This window comes from Acaryochloris thomasi RCC1774 (assembly GCF_003231495.1).
Lineage (GTDB): Bacteria > Cyanobacteriota > Cyanobacteriia > Thermosynechococcales > Thermosynechococcaceae > RCC1774.
This window is the reverse complement of sequence record NZ_PQWO01000004.1, coordinates 154,303-175,179: the sequence shown is the minus strand read 5'-3', so window position 1 is coordinate 175,179 and position 20,877 is coordinate 154,303. Positions and strand designations below refer to the sequence as shown.

Genomic DNA, 20,877 nt, shown 5'->3' with positions numbered 1-20,877 from the left:
CTTAGATAACAGCAAACGGTAACCCATGCGTCCAAAAGTTTCCGTTTTTATTGCAACGAGCCTCGATGGCTATATCGCACGCACCAACGGTGACCTTGATTGGCTTGATGCTGCCCAAGCCAAGGTGCCTGCTGGTGAAGATTGCGGCTATCAATCCTTTATGCAGACTGTCGACCTCCTGATTATGGGGCGCAAGACTTATGAAAAAGTCCTTTCATTCGGCGCGTGGCCCTACGGCCAAACAAAAGTGATCGTATTGAGCAGAACTGCAATTTTGTTCCCGGAGACAATCCCGGCCACGGTTACGCACTCTTCTGAAGACCCACATACGTTATGCGAACGACTATCGCGTGACGGCATCCGTCATATTTACGTTGACGGTGGCAATACGGTTCAGCGGTTCCTCTCAGCGGGGCTTGTTGATGAATTAACGATAACGGTCATTCCAATCCTACTGGGCAAGGGTATCCCATTATTTGGCTCGTTGGGTGCCGATATACATCTGTCCTGTGTTGACACAAAACAGTACAAGTTTGGGTTCACCCAGCTAAAGTACCGTATCAAGAAGGATGCTTAAGAAAAAGGATGCACTGGTGTTGCCGACTGTGCAGGCCTGAAATCAAGGTCGTTGGCGGTAATCTGTTGATCCTATATGCTATTTTCCCTGTCTCCCATTTCAGACTCCGCCTTCTTTGCCACGATAAACACAGCCTTTGCTACGATGAACCCAACCTTGGCTGTATCCGGCTGCCATTGGTAGTCAATATAAAAGCTAGCGTCAGTTAAACTATTCTCTAAATCCTTCACCGTAAAGACTTTAACCAAAGGGAAAAATCCGAAGAACTTGCCAATCGGTGCAATCAATTTGAACCACGCCATCGTATCGCCCAGGCAGACGGTGTTGGTGACAAAGATCCCGTCTGGTTTGAGCATTCGATGAACCTTGGCGATCACCTCTTCTTTGTTTTCTAGCAAATGCAAAAGACTAAGTCCTAACACGGCATCGAAGGTTTGATCAGGCGCACTGAACTCATCAACGGCAGCTTGCTTAAAAGTTATATTGCCGATATCTTTTGCATCAGCCTTGCTTTGAGCGATCGCAAGCATTTTTGATGAAACATCAATGGCTTGAATATGCTTTACATAAGGAGCATGGATAATGGCGGTCGATCCCGTACCGCAGCCTAGCTCCAGTACCTCCATCTCCGGTTGCAGGTATTCCTGCGTGACCTGCAGCTTCTTCTGATAAGCCGCTTCGTCAGCAATGGGTTGTTTTGAGTAGCGTTCTGCAATTTTGTCCCAAAATTTAACTGACCGATCCATAATCACGACCTGCTTTGAGAAATCTCAGCACTTATCTAAAGTCTACTTTCCTGCAAGAGCGATTGAGGTGGACGCTTTTATCACAAAATCTTGCAACACAAACTTGAGGGAGTTGTGAGGAAAGCGAATGGTCTCAATACACGCTATGGATTTGCACTATTTAAGGAAGACTATCCTATTCGTCGATAATGCCTGGGCGCGTCTATGGTGAACTTGTTCCCAGCCTTCTCTGCAGTCGTTCTAAATCTTGCTTGGACTGCCGTCGATTTTCTTTTTTTAGAACCCGCAGCCTTTGTTGCGATCGTTCTCGCTGCTGCTCAAGGTTAAGCCGGATTTGCTGTTGCTGTCTGTTGCGAATCTGGCGGTGCCGATTCAGCTGTTGCTGCAGCCTGCGCTGATTATGACGCTGCATGTAAAGCTTGTGCCGATTCCGATGCTGGCCCAACTGAGGCTGAACAGGTGTGGAAAATGCTGAAGGTGGAACAGCCCAGAAAGATAGCAACAGCATCGCTGTCCCACCGAATCTAATCACAAACATATGAGTGGACTCCTGATGACAAGGGTCAGGTCGTCAGGGCTTACCTCTACTCTAAGGCTCCCGGTTCTCATTGTACTGTCGCTGAATTAGCTTGGAAAAATGATGTCGAAGGTGATTGCACTAGGGATAATCAAGATAGCCTCGGCAGCCATTGGTAAAATTTTCTTCGATGCCGTTACCGCACCATCGCCGTTCTAAGCTGCTGCTCAAGCTGAATCAGATCAAGGCCAAATACATCTGTCAGGATCTTGCTGGCGACGCCGCCACCTTCCTGAGCTTCGAGCAAAATGCCCAGCAGCAAGTGCCCCGGATTGGCGCGGACTGGCCCTGCAGGTTGTTGAGCCGCACTTTGGTTCAAGGCTTCGAGGGCTAGCTCCATCACTCGGTAGGCTCTGGGGGCAAACCCCAATTGCTCAGGCATATCTTCAGGCAGAATCGCTGAAGATGCCAGCCATTCTTGGATCACCTGCTGAGTTGTACCAAAGCTGACGCCCGCATCCATGAGCACTTGAGCCGCCACGCTCTTACCTTCGGCCAGCAATCCGAGCAGCATGCCTTCGGTGCCAAAGAAATTGAAGTTCAGCTCACGGATAGCCTGTTGCCCCACAGCAATAACTTGATTGGCCTCTACATTGAAGCGCTTAAACGTGACCACAAAATCCATGTCTTCCGCGAGGGAAAGGAAAGAAACGGCCTTCGAGATGTACTCAAACGTGTCGTTATCTAATGCTCCTATGCCTGCCGTCTCAGATCCCTCGTGCTGATACATCTTGACAAACGATTCGTAAATTTGGCGATCGCCATGAATCAGGGAGGCCATATTTGCGCGCCAAGCTCCAGCCAAGCGCTGCACATTCGGATCGTTGACCTCTGTGCCCCTATTCATCTCAGCTCGGATTTCGGTTAGCAGATCTTGCCACTCTACTGCCCGTTTCTCGAATCGTGCCTCTAGAATGGCTTGCTGTTCTGGGGTGAAATATTGTGTCGTCATAGTAATCGTCTCCATTGCTTGAATTAGGTTCTCAACCGCAATCGATTGGGTCGTTTGGAGCTGGGTTGCGATCGCATCCAGTCGATCCAACAAAGTCCGCGACAAGGCCATCTGCTCTCGCAGCCGCGCCCGATGCAGATTAATCACCTGCGGCAGCGCAAAGTCAGGATTCTCCAAACACTCACGGATCTCTTTGAGCGCAAAGCCTAACTGCTGCAGCGAAATGACTTTCTGCAGCCGGATGATATCGTGATCGCGATAAAGTCGATGCCCTGCCTCCGTTCGATCTGAGGGGGAGAGCAGACCAATTTCGTCGTAGTAGTGCAGTGTGCGAATGGAGAGTCCGACCTGTTGGGCCAGTTCGCCAATCTTCATAGACTTAGACACGCTCAGCTCCGCTTTACCCAAGAAATACGGTTGATGCGCTCATCCTAGAACCTGACGTTACGTGAGGTGCAAGGGCTATTTACAAATTTGTGAGATCGAAGAACGGTAACTAGAGCGCAACGACTTAACTGACTTCCCGGACCAAAATAAACAAGCTGCCGTCTCCGCCACGGCCAATTCTCAGATCTTCATCGAGATAGGTGATATCTAAACTGGGGATTCTATCCTCAGGCGTCTCAGCATCAAAAACCTTGAGAGGTTCTAAGTTAGGAGTTTTGAACCCCAGCAACGTTTGGATATTGAGAGAGCGCTTCTTGAAATATACGTTTATACATCGATCACGAACCGTTCCTTCTGCCTCGGGCTTAGGTTCAAAAGTCGCGGTAATGCGAACGTAGCCTGTGATAAAGCCCAACGGATGCTTCACATAGGCTTTATTCTCGAAAGAAGTGGAGGCTACATCAATAATTTGGTAGACCTTACCCACGGTCAACCCTACGGGCAGAGACGATAGAGATCGAATTTCACGGGCATTGGAATAGCGCAGCAGCCATGTACCATCTATGTGCTTTAGCGCTTCTTCATTGGTGAGCGGATGTGGGTAGGGCGCTAGTTCTTCTAAAGATTGAGAGAGTGAATTGAGGGACTGATGCTCCTCTTCCGGTATCTCTAGGTCAGTAATCGGAGCCTCTGGCCTCGTGACGTGCTGCAGTTTGTGCAGGCTTGCGTGTAGTTCTTGCTTCAGTTCAGTTCGAGGATCCAAGGGTTCACTCCCTGAGCGAGATAGTCGTTCCATCGGTGGTGCCTAGCCGATAGCGAACCGTCTGTTGAGCGCTTCGCCGTGGCTTCACTTTAATGCATTGAGCAAAGGCTTGGGGGGTGATTGGCATACGTCAAGCGTAACCCCATCAGTGCTATCCAAGCAGCGTGACGTCAACAGGGTTCCGTTGCACGGATGCTCGAAAACGCTACAGATGGCGTTCAGGCATTAGGACTCGCTCATTGGAGCTCGTGCTTGTTTCGATCTTCGCAACAAAACCCGCACAATAAGAGGCAACGATGGGCTGATGTGTAGACAGGAACAAGTTGCTAAATAAAGAACCCCAGCTCAACGGCCAGGGTTTTAGTGATGATATGTGTTACCCAAAAATGCAGATATCATTGACTTAAGCCAGTGATAATTGGGTGACATCTATATCTACATAGTGCCTGGGCTTTTTAATGATGTGCATCTCCAGTTGGATGATCTCTTTCTCACCCAATGGGATGAGATTGCGAAAGGCATGAAGAATTTGGCTGATGCGAGATAGCAACTCTCCAAGCATCTCAGCTACTGCCCTAGAGCTGAGTTGATAACGAAGAGACCAGCGTACCGCTTGCAGAATAATGCAGGAGGATATTGACGCCATTGAAACGGGCGATCAGGGGGCATCATTGGAGTCTCAGAATAACGAAGCTGCCAACCGACCCTTCCAAAAAGCTGAATGGATAGTCCCCTCTTCGCAACGGTCAAACCCGCAGCAGTTCGACAGCCTGTCGTTTGACGAACAATGGTACAGTCTGTTTCCCTGAAGGCAGGCCATGCCATCTCTGTCGTACTTTGCCTGCAGCGAATCTCGTCCAAAAAGTCCCCTATCGACTCGGGGTTCACCGCATGTCAGGCGCGACACCACACCCACTTCCCTACAGGACTCGTTGTCAGTGCAACCCACAACTCAAATCACACCGGCTCAGAAGAAGCTTCCATGGCTTTCAATTGGCATTGAGGCACATGGGCGCGTTGCCATTGGCATCTCAGCCCACGGCTTTGTTGCGCTGGGTGTATCGACCCACGGCGTAATCTCCATTGGCGTAATTTCAATGGGAGTCGTTTCGATTGGGTTGGTGTCGATGGGCGTCCTCAGCTCTGGCCTGGTGTCAATGGGACTTATCAGTCTGGGGCAGCAAACAATGAGTCTCGTTAAGCCCCATGTGCATTCAATAGAGGCTGCCCCTCAAGGCGAAGCTCAAGATCACAAAATGCACCATTAAGGCGGATCGCCCTTTTCAGTATTCTGCCTTCATTGGGAAACCGACCTGCGCAAGTTCGGTTAGTACGAGCAGGCTGTTGTTCATGTTTCGTTACAATTGTGAGCAAGGAGTTCAGATTGCCGTTAGGTTTTTAGCCCGCAGCTGTGACTCCTAGAACGATCAGGAGTTTTGATAATGAACGGTAATTTTCGGTTGGGTAGCCTGTTTGGCATCCCCTTTTACCTCAATGCATCATGGTTTCTCGTGCTGCTGTTGGTGACCTGGAGCTACGGCAACGGCCTCGCTTCTCAATTCCCAGCGTTAACGGGTGTTGCGCCGTGGGCCTTGGGTCTGGGTGCTGCCGTATTGCTGTTTGGTTCGGTGCTGGCCCACGAGTTAGGCCACAGTCTTGTTGCCATGCAACAGGGTATTGAGGTGAAGTCGATTACGCTGTTTCTGTTTGGGGGACTCGCCAGTTTAGAAGAAGAGTCCAAGACTCCGCTGGAAGCATTTGCAGTTGCGATCGCAGGTCCAGCCGTCAGCATCGCACTGTGGGGCTTACTCAACTTCGCCGGTCTCGCCCTCCCCATCTCTGGCCCAATCGCCGCCGTCATCGGACTATTAGCGACGGTCAATCTATACCTAGCGCTCTTCAACATGATTCCTGGCCTACCGCTCGATGGCGGTAATGTCCTTAAAGCTGCAGTCTGGAAGTTTACCGGCAATCGCTATCGCGGCATCCGAGTTGCAGCTCGCGCCGGACAAGTTGTGGCCTACGTCGCCATGATCTCCGGTGTCGTTACCATCAGCTTCTGGAATTTGTTAATTGGCTGGTTCCTGTTGCAGAACGCCGGTCGCGCGCTTCAGTCGTCCAAAGTTCAGGAGGCTCTGAGCAAGTACACCGTCGCTGACGTGGTCGCAGAAGGCCACCTTGTGATTGGCCGCAACGACTCCCTTCGTCAGCTTGCCAATCAAGCCATTCCTTTCCAGGGCAAAGTCAAAGAATTTCTAGTCACTGATGAACAGGGCCAGTTAGTCGGCTTGGTTGATCTAGAGCAATTGAAAACTGTCCCCACCTCTCAATGGCCTCAAGTCCCGGTTCAGGAAATTCTGTCCCCCACCGCAGAACTACCCAAGGTGGTTCAGGACAGTCAATCCTTGCTCGATATCGTGACGCTGTTTGATCAAGAAAAAATGCAGGTGCTAGCGGTGGTTAAAGAAAGCGGTGCCCTCGTCGGCTTACTCGAAAAAGCAGCCGTGCGTCGTCACCTGCAGCAGGGTATTGCCCCCGCATAGCTTTCTCTAAAGCTTAAGTTCTGAACAAAATAGGCGATCGCTAGGGCAACCCGGCGGTCGCCTGAACTGTTTCTAGGGGGACTGTTTGAAAATACTGCTGCTGAAATTGTTCTTCCTGGACAGCCTGTAGAAAGGTTTGAATTCTTTGATTCGCATCCGCCGTCGGTCCTTCTTCAGTCCGCTGAACGTGAAGACGATCTTCCGCTACTTGGAAGGTAAAACCCAAAGACTCCAGCGTTTGTATCCCCAATTCTAAGGTGCGGCGGCTGAGAGATAGCTTTTGCTGGAGCTGTAGATAGGTGACCGCTTGTCCCGTTCGAACGAGATACTTCGCAACGCCAACCCACTGTTCCCAGCATGTAACAGCAGCAGAGGTCACGTTAGAAGAATCCTCACCCGCAATCGCCGCTACTCCTCTGTCAGCCGCCTGTTGCTCATGGACCATCGCCACCGGAAGGCCATAGGACATGGCTGCCTGCTTCCCTTCTGCTTGAGCCTGCTGTAGATCAACGCCCAACTGGTCCCACGACAATGGACATTGATCGACAACAGCAATGCTTTCAGGTGACCAATCGAGGGGGCAAGTCTGACGCCAGTCCAAAATCTGTGGCGTTTCTGTACTCTCAGTCTCTGATTGAGCTGCAGGACGCACCGCAATCAGACGGACTTCATAGGGTGACTGCTGCTGCTTACCGCGATAGGAGTTGAAGTCTAACTCCACGATCACATCACAGTTTCCCTGGGGCACCTCATCTCGATAATGCCCCCACCATAAGCCTGGGAAGCCTCGCTCAGCGGTGTCATCCCAAAGTTCAAACTCTGTCTTGATGTACTGAACTTTGTTTCCTCTACGATCTTTGATATTGCGATTCCAGACATTCTCAAACCAGCAGTTCTGAATCAAAAGCTTCGGTACCGGGTTTCCCATACCACAGGGTTCTAAAAGCTTCAGTTCCTTGAACAAAGTCTGTCCACCCTCTCGTTCAAGATCTGCGACTGTAATCGTTAAATCGGCCTGTACTGTCGGCTGGGGTGGGGTTTGAAATCGCTGCCGGAACTGCTGATTAATCGCTTCAGTGAACAGCAAGATATTCTCAACCTCAAGGCTCATGCCCGCTGCGAAGGGGTGTCCTCCGAAGCTTTGCAACAGATGCGCCTGCTCTTTGACTAGCTCATAGAGATCAATGCGGCTGACCGAGCGAGCCGAACCCCTAGCAATATCGTCCCCAACTAGCCCATCGGTACTCAGCAGAATCGTAGGCCGACCATAGGTTTGGGCAACCTGGCCCGCCACCAGTCCCAGCACACCCAACGGCCACTGCGGATCGCTGAGCACAATGACCTGCATCGTAGACAAATCTAGTTGCTCCAGCTTGGCCGTCACCTGCTGCACTACCGTTTTCTGCAGCGCCTTGCGGCGCGTATTGGCGAGTTCGGTCTCTGCAGCTAAATCTTGACAGCGTGCTGCATCTTGACTGGTGAGTAACTCCACGCAGAAGCTAGCATCACCATGAATCCGACTGACGGCATTGATGCGAGGACCAATTCCGAAGGAAATATCAGTAGGGCGATCCCCTGATCGCTTACAGAGTTCTAGCAGCTTGGCAACCCCTGGCCGGGTGCGCCGCGTAAGCTGCTGCTGAAGCTGTTCAATTCCGCGCTGAGCAAGGTAACGACAGTCTCCTGAGAGCTGGACCAAATCAGCAATTAAGCCAATTGCCACTAAATCTAAAAAATGCTCTAGGGGCTGCTCAGGGACATCAGGAAGTGCCAGGTACATAGCCTCGACCAGCTTGTAGGCAACAGCCACGCCCGACAGGTGGGCCAGGGGATGCTCCCTCGCTAGCGATCGCGGATTAATAATTGCGGTGACCGGCGGGCGCTGGTCTGGCAAAGTGTGGTGATCGGTGACGATCACATCCATCCCTAACTGTTGGGCGTAGTGAATTTCGTCGAGATCGGTGCTGCCAGTGTCACAAGTGACGATCAGATCGTAGTTCTGTGCGGCTAACTGATCTAAACCCCGCCGCGATAGACCGTGGGATTCAATCAGGCGATTGGGAATTGTGTAGGTTAGTGTTTCTTGCTGGATAAAGAACTGCCCGAGACCATCCCATAGAACGGCGGTAGCGGTGACGCCATCAGCATCGAAGTCTCCCCAAATGGCAACCTTTTGCTGCTGCTCTCGGGCCTGAACTAGGCGATCAACGGCCTGCTGCATTTCTTGCCCGAAGGAATCGGCGGGGGCCGGTTGATATTGGTTCGGGTCCAGGAATCCAGCCACCTGTTGCGGATCTTGAAGGCCACGCTGCCAGAGCAGTTGGGCTGCAAACTCTCCAGACACTGGCGCTGCTTTACGGACGGCAGCGATCAGCCAATCCGGTGGTTGAGACGCGGCAGCAGTTTGCCACTCTAGAGCAGGCGTTTGAGAGACGGTCATTGGGCTGCAAGATTAGTCTACCTCTCAAGTTTGGCATGTCTAATCGGCTAACGAAGAAACCTTGAGTCAGCTAGGCTGGACTGTTCCCATGAAATAAAAAGCGGCCTAGGTTTCGGATTCTGGATGTTGCTTGAGCGTCGCTAACATTGCCTGCCGCAAAGCTTGGGCTTTGTTCTGTCCCTACTGGAGCTGTCGATCAAAGACCGTCATCAGCTCTACGGTGGGTGCATCGGGCACGGACCAAAGCGACACGATCACGCTAGGAACGCCCGCCGTCATTAGAGCGAGCCGACCGACTGTAAGGATTAAAGACTTCATAATCCTTTTGCAAAAATCAAAAGAATTTCCATTGATAGTGCTGCGACAGCTCTGTCGCCAGCCATGCAAGCAGAGGCAAAGGCATCTCCGCAGTCTGTGGGCTGCGGAGAAATTATCACCCGTTCTCTACACTAAATCAGAGGGCGTCTCTGACAGCCTGCACCGCTTTTTGAGCATCGACCAAACCCGAGCCGTAGTAGAGCTTTTGCTTACCCGCAGGCAGTCTCTCTAAATTTTTAAGACTCGACGTCTGCTCTAGAATATCCATCATTTGCTGGCTAGAGAGCTTGCGCTTGCGATCTTCTCCCTTCATAAGCGCGACGACACCCGCAACGACGGGGCTAGAGAATGAGGTTCCTTGGGTGTAGTAATACTGTCCCCGAGGATCAAAGGCACCGTTCCACTGCTCTACGGCTTCATCGCCGACTCCATCCCAAAATTCAGAACGGAAGGTACCGCCCGTGGTCAAGATGCCCCCGGTCACGCCAGACGCAGTATTACCGCCAGGAGCGACCACGTCAAGCTGGCTTCCGTAGCTGCTGTAGGGGCTGCGGCGTCCCTCTAAATCCGTTGCGCCCACTGCAACAACCCCCGGATATCCGGCAGGGTAGCTAACTTCACCGCTATAGCCCGGACGCGTTGCTTCGTTCCCGGAAGAAGCAACGATCACCAAGTTAGGATTGTCGGCCAGAACTTCTTTGATGACTTCTTGATGAACATAGCTGGGGAACGAACCTCCGAGGCTCATGTTAATCACGTCAGCATTACGAGAGGCGGCATAAAGAATGCCCTCTGCAATGTTAATCATGCTGCCATAGCCCTCAATCCCAAGGACGCGTACGGGCAAGATTTTGGCCTTAGGTGCAATCCCAACGGCTCCTTTCTTGGATTTGGCCGCGATCACACCAGAAACCATTGTGCCGTGAAAGGTGCCCGCAGATTCTCCTCGAATGCCTCTGCGAAGACAGTTAGCATGGGCTGCAGGTGTGCGGGCATAGTAATAGCTGCAGTATGAGAACTGTCCCTTGAAGCCGTAGTCCTGCACAAGCTTGTCATCTGAGAGTAAAAAGGTGTCACGGAAACGACTGGTTAGCCACTCTATCTCTGATGGACTCATGCGCGTGTCAGCGTCGTCCTCGACAAAATCCCAGCCATGTATCTCATTCGGCAAAGGATCTGCCACCTTCCTGACTTTGTACATGCTTTTCTTTAAGTCTGGGTGGTCCCACTGGATTAAGCTGTCCAGCACCGCAACCACGGTCCCCTTTCCGTCTTTGCTTTCTTCCCAAGCTTCTGGAGCTAGAACATCGACGCGTGAAGCACTCTGACCGCGTTGAGGGCGACTATCAATATGCCATTGACCGTCACGGAGGGACGGCATTTCGCTAGCGGAGCGAGCTGCTTGGCGCGTAGCCTGCGGGGCGTCGGCCTCTTGCTCAGGAACCACCAGATCTTGAATAAAGTTAGGGGAAGCTGATCCAATTTCAGATGTATTGTTCAACTGATTGGCGAAGTCTAAGACCTCTAGTCCTCGGGCTGATTTTGCTTTGACCAAGTAGCGATTTTGAGTGAAGCGAACAGGCCGAATCAAGGTCAGATCGTTGCGCTGTAAGACTTGCTTAACCTGTGCGGTATCACCCTCGATAGTGACCATCAGTTCGTTGGGCAGCAGAACCGCCTGATCAGAGTCCTGCCGAGACAGCACCGGAATTGTCTCTTCTACATAGTCCAGATTTTCTGCCCGTTGCTGAAGTGCCCGTACGGTTGCGCCACGGCTCCCGCGCTTGAGGCTAATCAGCGCATAGGTTTGGAGAACGGGTTCTACTGTGACAGCACCGGATCGGATACCGCCTTGAAGATCTTGCTGCAAACGCTCAAAGGGTTGTGCTTGACCGGAACGGGTTCTTTTGAACTGTACAGCCACCAAGTCCTCGCGGACCTCTAGTGGAATATTTTGAGTTCCCACTTTGTAGGTGATGGTACTCGATTCGGTTTGAGCAATAGCAGCAGGAGCGACCCATTCCATTGCCCCAATCATGCCGAGACTACTGGCCAAGAAGAGACCAACTACAGTTTTTTTCATGGACTTCATTCACCTTTGTTGCTTTTACGTGGGGTCAAGCTGTACTAACCCCTGGCGCACCGCAGGACTGAGCGCGTTTTCATTCTGTTAAAAGATCGAAAACGACTGCAGCTCCTAGCGACAGTTTGGCCCCATTAGTCTGCCCACATTTGAGTCACTGTTGAACACAATGTGAGATTAAATTTTAGTTGCTTGACTCTTCATCCATTATTGCGATCGCATCTCAAAAATCGCGATTGGTTACCAAAAATGCTACGTGCTTCTCAATTAGGCGTGATCTAGACCAAGCTTGTGATGTTCTAGATCTAAGAACGCTTGCCAAACGTCATCAGGTTTCCACCGTTCAAACATAGGAGAGCGGGCCACTTGAGCCGAGCATCCCTGCCTGAGTTGCCGATAGTGGTAGAGAAAGGCTGAGACGCGATAGTTCGCTGCGCAATGAACCCAAACGTTGCGGTCTGCAAAGGCATCCATGACTTGAATGAAGATTTTCAGGTGTTGGGCAGTGGGCTGCTCGAAGGGGACCGGAATATGGATATAGGCCATTCCTAGCGTTGTAACGATGCTCCCCTCTGTCGCGATGGCGTAATCTGAATCTGGCATTGCGAGGTTGATGATGCTTTGATAGCCTGCGTCAGCAATGACGCTAAATTGATCAGCGGTGGGCTGGCCGGAGGTGCCGATTGTCGGCGTCAACTGAACGTAGTTTTTAATCTGATTCAGCATGGGGCTATCTGTGATGGCTACAGTCGGAGCGTATGAATCGCCGATTCAGCTCGCGAATTGTTCGATCGGTAAACCCTTAGATCGCCAAGCTTTCATATGTCCATCTAGCTGCAGGATCGTTGTATAACCTGCGTTTTGTAAGGTGACGTTGGCAACAGCGGCTCTAACGCCTGTTTCACAATATACAACGATGGTCTGTCCCGTCGCGGTGGGGAGTTCACTTAGTCTTTGGGGCAACTGCCGAAACTCAATATTGATAGCGCCTGGGATGTGTCCTTCGCGATATTCACGGGCAGATCGCACATCTAAAATAACGGGAGCGGCTTGAGCCTCAATTTGTTCGAGGAGTTGGGGAGGTGCGATCTCGTCACTCGCAGGAATAAGATTGCAGCCAACACTTCCTACACTCAGCAGTACGCTTAACGAAATAGAGAGAAGCTTACGGTTCATGGCTGGCTCCGAAGGTCTGCATGAATGTAGCCGCTGTCAGCGTACATCCCACGATTGTCATTCACTGAGTATCAACACTTACTATAGAGTTGCATTCTGAGAATTAGCCTATGGTCATGCAACTCGCAAACGTCGTTCCCTTCGGACGATCCTTTGACGAATATCAGCAAATGTTTAGTCTATGCACAAGCGATCTGAGTAAACAGATTCTAGGCGTCGGTGATGGACCCGCTAGCTTCAACGCCGAAGCAACCCAGCAAGGATTTCAAGTCACCTCAATCGATCCTGTCTATGCTTTCAACGGTGCCGAGATTCAGCAGCGCTTCGATGCCGTAGTCGATGACATTATCGACCAAGTCAAATCCTCTCCAGATGACTGGATCTGGTCTTACCATCAGTCACCTGAAGATCTGCGCCAGAACCGAGAGCAGGTGCTTCAGAAATTCCTGCAGGACTATGAATCAGGGAAGCAGGCAGGTCGTTATCTTGTCGGTGAGCTGCCTAATTTGCCGTTTGCCGATAACCAATTTGACCTCGCGCTGTGCTCTCACTTCTTATTCCTGTACTCTGATCATGTGGATGAAGCCTTTCATCACAGCGCTATTCACGAGATGTTGCGCATCAGTTCTGAGATTCGAATCTTTCCGCTGCTGACGCTAATGCTGGAGCAATCGTCCTATCTTGATTCAGTCATGCAGACTTTCAAAACATCCGGCTATGCGGTACATCTGACTCAAGTTCCCTACGAGCTTCAGAAAGGTGGCAATCAAATGCTCGTGATCCGCCAGACTTTCCCTAGCTCCCCCTCCGTCACATTGCAGTGAAACGTATGTACGATAGAAGCAGGACAGCGGCGGAGTAGATCGAATGCAGTCAACAGATTCAGAGAGTCAGTTAGCTCAGCAGCTTGACCGTATAGAGCAGAAGGTTGATGGTGTGGCGAGGCGCCAATCAGAGATGGCAACACAGATTGATGGCGTGGCAACTCGTCAGTCAGATATGGCAACGCAGCAGACCAGCACCTTAACTCGACTCGATCAGATCAGATCATGAGTCCACAAGCGGGTTACGCCTCCGCGGCGAAAACATTAGCCATCGGTATTGCAATCACGGCTGTGCTATCAGCGCTTAAGCCCATTTTATTTGCCTATTTCATTCCAGGACACTAACCCTAAAACGAGAAGAAGGGTATTCTCTGACAGGAGTATCACAGGTCTTTACTGTCTGACCGCACTACTATAAAGATTTCTGCAGATCGCCTTAGAATGCGAGGGTGCGATCTCACGTTAGCCTCACTTTATGACCCGAACCTTTTGGCAGCCGCCCCATTTAAGACGTGATGAAGACCATGAAGGACGTGGTGCAACTTGGCTAGAGCTATTCTATGATCTGGTGTTCGTGGCGGCCATCGCTCAATTAGCAAGCTATTTCAGCGCGAATCTTGACTGGAGTGGATTTGCCACCTACATTGCCTTCTTCGTTCCCATTTGGGTGTGCTGGCTGGGGGCAACTTTTTATGCGACTCGTTTCGATACCGATGATTTGTCCGACCGGTTAGCCTCCCTATTTGAAATGGCAATCGTGGCCGCAATGGCGGTGCAGGTCAATGCGGGCTTAACCGATGCCTCGGTAGAATTTGCAATCTGCTATATCCTGTTTCGTATTTTGCTGATTTTACAGAATTTACATGCGGGCTATCATGTCCCAGAGGTCCGGGGACTCACCACAATTTATGCGCTTGGCTTTGGGACGGGTGCTGTATTTTGGCTGATTTCGCTCCTGGTACCGCTACCGTGGCGCGTGGGATTCTGGGCCATCGGCATCTTGATCGATCTAACGACCCCATTTATGGCGAGCCAGTGGGTGACGCAGTTCCCGCCCAGCGTCACCCATCTACCGGAGCGATTCGGACTGTTTACGATCATTGTGCTGGGGGAATCAATCATCGGGGTCGTTCAGGGCTTGTCGGAACATGATTGGGGGGTGCTATCGATTGTGGCAGCATTTTTAAGCCTCAGCATTGCCTTTAGTCTCTGGTGGCTCTACTTCGACTCGGTGGATGGCTCACCTTTGCAACGCATCAAAGACGGGAATGTTGTGATCGCAATGGGCTGGGTCTATGCCCATCTACCCTTGGCAATTTGCCTAACGACGATGGGCATAGGGGTTGAGCGGATGGTCTCCAACGGCGTCCAGGTTGTACCCTCCACTGCCGATCGCTGGTTGTTCTGTGGTTCTGTGGCTTTGTGCTTATGCCTGCTGGGTGCGATCCACCGCGTCACTTGGACGCTAGGTAGCCCGCATGTGCGCCGGATTGTTGGCACCTATCGATTGGGATCGGCGGCGTTTGTCGGGGTACTTGCGATCGCATCAACCCCGCTCAACTCTCTGACCTTGATTGTTTTAGTTGCGATCGCCTGCGCGGTCCAGGTGGGCTTAGACTTACGCCGGAACCTCGTCTTGTAGACTCTAGGTCACCCCATCCAGTCCAGGCGGTTGGCGTAGAATGAGAAAAGCGACGCAGCAGCCAGGAAGCTAAACGTCATGATACAGGCTCAACCTAAGCTCCAAACCTTTGCAGACTACCTTGCCTACACCGACGGTCTGGATGACCGCCACGAGTTAAGCAATGGAGCATTAATTACAGTGCCGCCTGAATCTGACGAAGATCTTTATCGGGCGATGCAGCTATACGAAGCATTGAAAGCCTTAGTTGGAATGCGTCAAATCCGACTGCAGGGACTAGTCTTGGCAATGCCAGGACAGCCGAAGAATCGCTACCCTGACCTGACAGTATTACGGCCCGAGCATCCCGAACAGATGAAAGATCTCGGACAAGCAGCTATCACGCTGGAGATGGCTCCGCCTCTTTTAGTTGTTGAAGTCGTGAGTCCTGGGTCTGAGAATCATCGGCGCGACTACCTCGATAAGCGCAATCAGTACGAATGGCGAGAGATTCCTGAGTCTTGGATCATTGATCCGATAGAAAGCCAGGTGACAGTGCTTTTTCTAACAGCAGAGGGCTATCAAGAAACAATCTTTGCTGGAGATCAGAAAGTACAGTCTCCAAGTTTTAACAGTTGGAAGCTGACAGCGTCGGAAATGCTGACGGTGTGAATCTTTACTCAAGCTTCGGCAGCTTGTTGTGTTTTGTGACCCACAAGTGGGTGACTATGCCACTAACTCGACACTGACCAACGGCACAGTTTATCCACAGGCTTTTCCACAGGCTGCGATGGTCTCCGACCGACCTTCGGCCATCGCAGTTCACAAGACTGTTTCTCCTGACTAATGATGTCTAGGATGCCTGCATCTCAAAGTCTGCAGTCGTTTTCAGTAAGATTTGAGGATTGGCCTGCTCCGTAGAGACAACGTTGATATTGCCCGTGGCTTCCACAATGACTTCTGGGTTAATCAACATATTGCGCCCGGTAGTGATGGTTTCGGTATGGCTATCCCAGATCTCTGCTAGCTTATCTCGAATGTTCTTGAATTCCTCTGGGTTCTCAAAATTGACGAGCGTGAAGGTTCGGTTGATCCCTTGGGTTTCAACTTCAATGGCGTAGACATCGAAATTAAGCTGCGGGCTTTGCGGAAACTTCACCAGCTTGCCGGAGTAGGTTTTAGGTTGGTTGTGGAGAGATGCGATCGCATCTAACACTTCCATCGGCTGCTCCGCCTCAGCATTAAGCTGCAGATGGGTAGGCTGCTGCGGCCACTGTTGAATCTTATAAGCCAAACGTACAATATCACCTCGATAGAGATTCTTCGTGAGGTCCGGTGCCTGGACAAAAATCGGCAGCACCCCATCCTTGTATTCCATCACCAAAATTGTGCCCTCAGCCCCGATTGCGTGGACTTTACCCACAAAACTCGACTGAGACTTCAGCTCCTCTGGCAGATCGACGGTATGTTCATATTCAGGAAACGCGTCCAAACCTGCCCAGTGGTCTAAGACCTGAACCGACTTCAGCTCGACATGCTTTTGCGGGCTTGGATTATCAAGCAAACGACCCTGCACACAAATCTGATCGTGCCGATTCAACTGGCCGAGTTTTTTTCGAGTCTGGTCATCACGAGCCAACAGCGAGAACTCACGGTGCTTAAAAAAGCTGTCAGGGTCACGCACCGACAGCACAAATAAATTAGCGTCTGCTGCTGCCCCATGCATACGGCCCACCATTCCAGTGCCTTCTAGCTCCGTTGTCAATCGAGACAGTTCCAGTCCTCGATAGGCTGCAGGATCATAGCTACAGGGTTCCTCCGCGGAGGAAGTCCAGATACCGAGCGTGATCACCAGTACCAAGCCCAGCAAGGCCAAGAAAAGAGTGCGATATCGACTTAAAACCATAGTATTTGTTCTGGCTGTTCGACGATTGTAGCGTTAGCTCTCATCTCTAATCTGTACAGCGTGACGCCTTAAGGATGATTGATCGTGATCTCAACGCTCAGCCATTAACCATCAGACTTTTCCTACAACCTTTGGAAAAGGATAGCTAATTTTCCTGAGCCTGAGCGGTATCTCGCTGAAGGGTCCAGAACGGGAACTGCTGTGTGGGGCTGATTTGCACACCCTCAATATTTTGCTGGGCAAAGGCATATTCTTTACTCTGCACCAGCGGAATATAGGGAACATCATCCGCTAAGATTTCCTGCAGCTCACCGAAAATCGCCTGTCGCTTCTCAGGATCGAGGGTGCGCCGCTGCTGTTTCACCAAGGCATTAGCATCATCACTGTAGTAAAACGACCCCTGAGACTGACTTGCGCCTTCTTCACACCCCTCTTCCTGCGATCCCTTCAAGCAGGATAAAAAGGGCTGAATATAGGTGTCAGGATCAAAAAAGTCAGGGAACCAGGTCACCAGCAGCGACGGATAAATTCCTTTACTCACGTTTTGGAACGCGGTAGCAGAATCGACGCTATTAATTTCTAACTCCACAGCGCCATCAAGCTTATCTTTTGCAAACGCCTTCAGCAGACTGGCAATCAGACTTCGGGGCACAGAGTTCGACGGATACCACAGCTCCAGCCTCAGCGGATTTTCAGTGGAGTATCCGGCTTCATCGAGATACTTCTGCGCCACTTCGGCATTGCCATCACCATAGGATTCTTTGAAGACGGGTGAGTAGCTCTCAAAAGCCGTAGGCAAGAGGCTATAAATCGGTTCTGCCTGCCCCTGATAGACCCGCTTGTTAATCAGCGGTCGGTCCACAATGGCTGCAATGGCGCGCCGTACCGCCACATTATCGAGTGGTTCCTGCTTGAGATTCAGGACCAAATACGTGACGCCTGTGCCCTGGGCTTCAATCACCTTCCAGCCCGACTTATCTGCATCTTGCCGCAGATTCTGCACCTGTTCTGGCTCTAGGTTTTGATAGGCGACATCCACCGCCCCGGTCTGAAAAGCATTGAATAGATTGGGCGCATCGGTGAGCAGTTGAATACTGACGCCGGGGTTGGCCGGTTTTTCGCCCCAGTACTGATCAAAGGCTTGGAGCTGCAGCAGATCGGGGCCGTACCGGGCAAGCTTGTATGGTCCCGTCCCCACAAAGGTATCGGGGGCAAATTTACCAGGGCCGACATCGTAGGCCTTCGGCGAAACGGCGCAGGCTCCGAAGAAGCTTAGGAGGGCCGGCAGGGCTGAGAAGGGCTGCTTTAGCTCAATGGTCAGTTCATATTCTGCCGTGGGCTTCACCGACTCAATGGCATCTGCCAATAAGAACGACGGCTGGCCGCCATTCTCAATGAAGCGTCGCAGAGAAAAAGCCATTGCCTTCGCGTTGAAGGGCGTCCCGTCATGGAACTGTACGCCTTCTCGCAGGGGAATTATGTAGGTCAAGCCGTCTTCACTCACTTCGGGTAAAGCGGTCGCTAACTGAGGTACCAGCTTTGTTGACCCTAGCTCGTAGGTATACAGCCGTTCCCCCATGTTGTTAAGCAAAATACCGGAGAAGATATCGTAGGCATCAGCCGGATCTAGCGTTCGTAATTTCGAGGTCGTGCCGATGGTAATAAAGTCACCGTTATTAACCGCTGATGGCCCATCGGCAGAGGGTTTAGGACCACAGCTTACCACCAGTAAAAGCGACACACAGAGCAGTACAACGAACCGCTGCATCCCGGTCCACGGCCTTAAAAGTAAGCGCCCTACATTGATCATGGTCTGCACGAGATCTCTAGCGGTTGGCAAAGGAATATCATACTCGCGTTTAATGCCTTTGCGTAGAGTCGCAGATCAAGCCAGCGCCGTTTTACCTTGCCGGTAATCCTGAAACTGGCGATCGTGATCGTGACTCAGCTTCTCCTGGGCGACATCATCAGGAAGAAAGGCTTGAATTTCTAGAATTTCAGCTTCCTGAACGCGATAGTCACCTTCGACTTGGGCCTCAATGGCGACACAGATAGAGTGGAGGCGAGAATCACGGTCAGGAGCTGAATAGACACCCACAAGGCGGCCCATTTGCTTTACGCGCAGCCCCGTCTCTTCTTCTAGCTCTCGATGCACTGTCTCAGCGAGGGTTTCGCCCCAATCGACAAAGCCACCGGGGAAGCTCCATTGCTGATTATCGCGGCGCTTGACGAGAATAATGCGGCCATCATCAAGAATGGGAATGATACTAACGCCAATAACCGGATGCCGGAAAATCACCCCGAGTACGGTCTGCCAAAAATGCAAGAGTTGTTGCACCATTCCTGATCGGTACCTATTGGAAGTTACTTTGAAGGGTTTCTAAATCCTGAAGAACCTGTTCAGCATGTTCCGCTGGCTTCACTTTGCGGTAAATTTTTGCCAACTGTCCTTGGGGATCAATGATAAAGGTCTGGCGATAGACACCGTCATATTCTTTGCCCATAAACTTCTTCAGACCGTAGCTTTCATAGGCACGGGCGACCTCTGAGTCAGGATCGCTCAAAAGGGTAAAGGGTAGGGTTTGCTTCTCGATAAACTTTTGGTGGGATTTAGCGGTGTCGGGACTAATGCCCAGAATCTGGACGTTGCGGGCTTGATAGTCAGAGTTGCAATCTCGAAATCCGCAAGCCTCTTTCGTACATCCCGGCGTATTATCCCGAGGATAGAAATAGAGAACGACCCACTGACCTTGAAAACTAGCTAACGAGATGGGTGCCTCGTCTTGATTCGGAAGTGTAAAATCTGGCGCTGAATCGCCTACGTCTAAGACCATGCTGTTACTTAAAAATTACATCAAAGCGTCAGGTTTATTTTGAACTCTACTTATAACAGGCTCTGATCATAAACTGATGACCCCATATTTATCTCTAATCAAATAAAAATAAATCCAAGTCGCTGATTAGAGGCCACCGACTGTACCCTTTAGGATGGAAGTACTCCCTAATCTTGAAGAATCGACCATGGCCTTTTTCCGACAATACATTGCCCCCCTATTCATCGTCGTTATTTTTCTAGTGGCGCTGCTTGCCGTCAGTGCTCGCATCTTTTTGCCCACAGATATGGCCCAGCCCGCTCCCGTTGAGATAGAAGATACGGCGCAGCTGCCGACAATTCCAGCTTTGGCGAGTCTTGTGATCTCAGCACCACAGCTTTAGGTGTGAGAGCACCCGCCTTCGACCAGCCGGGGTTTCAGTTGCGCTTGGGGCGATTAGCTGATCAGGCACTGCTGCTGACGTTTATGCAAAAAACCTATCGAGAGGCTTATCCTCAATGCCAGATTGAACATCTGGCTGAAACTGTTAGTCAGTACTGGTCTAAAGATTCCCCTGTCTGGTTTGTGGCGTCAGTCGAGGCCCCAGCCATTGCCTGCCTCTGGCTGGGACGGGCCATCGATCAGGTTACAGGGGAGCATTACACCCATGTTCTGTTGCTGTATGTGATGCCAGCCTATCGTCGTCAGGGGATTGGAACTGCATTAATGCGACAGGCAGAAGCTTGGGCTAAGGAGAGACGCGATCGCAAACTAGGTCTGCAGGTTTTTGAAACCAGTCAACCGGCTCAGGCGCTCTATACGCATCTTGGCTACACCACCCATGCCCGCACCTTGATCAAGCCCCTGCAAAGCTAAAAGCAATCCTAAGTTCCGGTCCATTGCCGAGCGAGGCCAGTAGGATAGGATTATTTAAATCCTATAGAAAAAGTCTGCAGCACAGCAAGCTTTGGACGCGCTTCAAGATTCTCCGCTTGCAAGCTGCAGCTATTTAAAATCGAGCAAAAAATAGAGTTAAGCCCTCTGTATTATTCATTGCCCAACACAGGAGTCTCACACAACTCAAGATGACTGAACAAGACACTACTCTGCAGTACAACAGCTTTGAAGATCCGCGGTGCGAAGGCTACCTA

At 51.1% G+C, this 20,877-nt stretch carries 24 protein-coding genes and 1 pseudogene; 11 read left to right on the top strand and 14 right to left on the bottom strand.

Translation table 11 applies throughout. The annotated features are described in order from the left end of the window. Positions 1-25: 25 nt before the first annotated feature. Positions 26-577: a dihydrofolate reductase family protein gene (locus C1752_RS08520; RefSeq protein WP_110985635.1), complete on the top strand. Its 552-nt coding sequence runs from the start codon at positions 26-28 to the stop codon at positions 575-577. Between the two features lie 71 nt (positions 578-648). Here the strand turns inward: C1752_RS08520 and C1752_RS08515 are convergent, their stop codons facing one another. From C1752_RS08515 to C1752_RS29685, 5 genes are all read right to left on the bottom strand, one after another. Then, positions 649-1,323, bottom strand: coding sequence for a class I SAM-dependent methyltransferase (locus C1752_RS08515; RefSeq protein WP_110985634.1), 675 nt, complete (start codon positions 1,321-1,323; stop codon positions 649-651). A 202-nt stretch (positions 1,324-1,525) separates the two neighbouring features. Continuing rightward, positions 1,526-1,861: a hypothetical protein gene (locus C1752_RS08510; RefSeq protein WP_110985633.1), complete on the bottom strand. Its 336-nt coding sequence runs from the start codon at positions 1,859-1,861 to the stop codon at positions 1,526-1,528. Between the two features lie 175 nt (positions 1,862-2,036). Further along, positions 2,037-3,239 (bottom strand): MerR family transcriptional regulator, encoded by a 1,203-nt coding sequence (locus C1752_RS08505; protein ID WP_110985828.1) that lies wholly within the window; start codon positions 3,237-3,239, stop codon positions 2,037-2,039. A 124-nt stretch (positions 3,240-3,363) separates the two neighbouring features. Next, positions 3,364-4,002 carry a PAP/fibrillin family protein gene (locus C1752_RS08500; RefSeq protein ID WP_110985827.1) on the bottom strand — a complete coding sequence of 213 codons (639 nt, stop codon included), beginning with the start codon at positions 4,000-4,002 and terminating at the stop codon, positions 3,364-3,366. Between the two features lie 4 nt (positions 4,003-4,006). Next, positions 4,007-4,129 (bottom strand): hypothetical protein, encoded by a 123-nt coding sequence (locus C1752_RS29685; RefSeq protein WP_274704506.1) that lies wholly within the window; start codon positions 4,127-4,129, stop codon positions 4,007-4,009. Positions 4,130-4,625: 496 nt separating this feature from the next. On the opposite strand from C1752_RS29685, the gene C1752_RS08495 reads away from it, so the two are divergent. The 3 genes from C1752_RS08495 to C1752_RS08485 all read left to right on the top strand — a co-directional run bounded on the left by C1752_RS08495 (position 4,626) and on the right by C1752_RS08485 (position 6,545). After that, positions 4,626-4,811 (top strand): hypothetical protein, encoded by a 186-nt coding sequence (locus C1752_RS08495; protein ID WP_110985632.1) that lies wholly within the window; start codon positions 4,626-4,628, stop codon positions 4,809-4,811. Between the two features lie 9 nt (positions 4,812-4,820). Then, positions 4,821-5,270, top strand: a complete 450-nt coding sequence (locus C1752_RS08490; RefSeq protein ID WP_110985631.1) for a copper resistance protein — start codon at positions 4,821-4,823, stop codon at positions 5,268-5,270. 174 nt (positions 5,271-5,444) lie between these two features. Then, the gene (locus tag C1752_RS08485; RefSeq protein ID WP_110985630.1) at positions 5,445-6,545 is read left to right on the top strand and encodes a site-2 protease family protein; all 1,101 of its coding nucleotides are present in this window, start codon (positions 5,445-5,447) and stop codon (positions 6,543-6,545) included. Between the two features lie 40 nt (positions 6,546-6,585). Here the strand turns inward: C1752_RS08485 and recJ are convergent, their stop codons facing one another. From recJ to C1752_RS08460, 5 genes and pseudogenes are all read right to left on the bottom strand, one after another. Next, a complete protein-coding gene (recJ, locus tag C1752_RS08480; protein WP_110985629.1) occupies positions 6,586-8,985 on the bottom strand; it encodes a single-stranded-DNA-specific exonuclease RecJ in 2,400 nt (799 codons plus the stop codon). Between the two features lie 105 nt (positions 8,986-9,090). Beyond that, positions 9,091-9,270 (bottom strand): annotated as a pseudogene (locus C1752_RS30525) (CHAT domain-containing protein); the annotation flags it as partial. Positions 9,271-9,439: 169 nt separating this feature from the next. Continuing rightward, positions 9,440-11,386, bottom strand: coding sequence for a S8 family serine peptidase (locus C1752_RS08470; protein WP_158535043.1), 1,947 nt, complete (start codon positions 11,384-11,386; stop codon positions 9,440-9,442). Positions 11,387-11,653: 267 nt separating this feature from the next. Next, complete coding sequence (locus tag C1752_RS08465) at positions 11,654-12,112, bottom strand: protein tyrosine phosphatase family protein (protein ID WP_110985627.1); 459 nt, start codon at positions 12,110-12,112, stop codon at positions 11,654-11,656. Between the two features lie 45 nt (positions 12,113-12,157). After that, complete coding sequence (locus tag C1752_RS08460) at positions 12,158-12,562, bottom strand: rhodanese-like domain-containing protein (protein ID WP_110985626.1); 405 nt, start codon at positions 12,560-12,562, stop codon at positions 12,158-12,160. Between the two features lie 110 nt (positions 12,563-12,672). On the opposite strand from C1752_RS08460, the gene C1752_RS08455 reads away from it, so the two are divergent. From C1752_RS08455 to C1752_RS28890, 5 genes are all read left to right on the top strand, one after another. After that, on the top strand, positions 12,673-13,386 hold the full coding sequence (locus C1752_RS08455; protein WP_110985625.1) for a methyltransferase domain-containing protein: 714 nt from the start codon (positions 12,673-12,675) through the stop codon (positions 13,384-13,386). A gap of 43 nt (positions 13,387-13,429) precedes the next feature. Further along, a complete protein-coding gene (locus C1752_RS08450; RefSeq protein WP_110985624.1) occupies positions 13,430-13,615 on the top strand; it encodes a hypothetical protein in 186 nt (61 codons plus the stop codon). 246 nt (positions 13,616-13,861) lie between these two features. Further along, positions 13,862-15,028 (top strand): low temperature requirement protein A, encoded by a 1,167-nt coding sequence (locus C1752_RS08445; RefSeq protein WP_110985623.1) that lies wholly within the window; start codon positions 13,862-13,864, stop codon positions 15,026-15,028. 78 nt (positions 15,029-15,106) lie between these two features. Further along, positions 15,107-15,679, top strand: coding sequence for a Uma2 family endonuclease (locus C1752_RS08440; protein ID WP_110985622.1), 573 nt, complete (start codon positions 15,107-15,109; stop codon positions 15,677-15,679). A 28-nt stretch (positions 15,680-15,707) separates the two neighbouring features. Continuing rightward, on the top strand, positions 15,708-15,854 hold the full coding sequence (locus C1752_RS28890) for a hypothetical protein (RefSeq protein ID WP_199464326.1): 147 nt from the start codon (positions 15,708-15,710) through the stop codon (positions 15,852-15,854). 6 nt (positions 15,855-15,860) lie between these two features. On the opposite strand, the gene C1752_RS08430 is transcribed toward C1752_RS28890, so the two are convergent. The 4 genes from C1752_RS08430 to bcp form a co-directional block, all read right to left on the bottom strand. Next, positions 15,861-16,913 carry a hypothetical protein gene (locus tag C1752_RS08430; protein WP_110985621.1) on the bottom strand — a complete coding sequence of 351 codons (1,053 nt, stop codon included), beginning with the start codon at positions 16,911-16,913 and terminating at the stop codon, positions 15,861-15,863. A 145-nt stretch (positions 16,914-17,058) separates the two neighbouring features. Continuing rightward, positions 17,059-18,753, bottom strand: coding sequence for an ABC transporter substrate-binding protein (locus C1752_RS08425; protein WP_315865248.1), 1,695 nt, complete (start codon positions 18,751-18,753; stop codon positions 17,059-17,061). A 45-nt stretch (positions 18,754-18,798) separates the two neighbouring features. Then, on the bottom strand, positions 18,799-19,254 hold the full coding sequence (locus tag C1752_RS08420; RefSeq protein WP_110985619.1) for an NUDIX domain-containing protein: 456 nt from the start codon (positions 19,252-19,254) through the stop codon (positions 18,799-18,801). Positions 19,255-19,267: 13 nt separating this feature from the next. After that, a complete protein-coding gene (bcp, locus tag C1752_RS08415; RefSeq protein WP_110985618.1) occupies positions 19,268-19,747 on the bottom strand; it encodes a thioredoxin-dependent thiol peroxidase in 480 nt (159 codons plus the stop codon). 187 nt (positions 19,748-19,934) lie between these two features. Between bcp and C1752_RS08410 the strand changes: the two genes are divergently transcribed. Then, complete coding sequence (locus C1752_RS08410) at positions 19,935-20,129, top strand: DUF8624 family small hydrophobic protein (protein ID WP_110985617.1); 195 nt, start codon at positions 19,935-19,937, stop codon at positions 20,127-20,129. 2 nt (positions 20,130-20,131) lie between these two features. After that, a complete protein-coding gene (locus C1752_RS08405) occupies positions 20,132-20,602 on the top strand; it encodes a GNAT family N-acetyltransferase (protein ID WP_233501465.1) in 471 nt (156 codons plus the stop codon). Positions 20,603-20,877 lie beyond the last annotated feature (275 nt).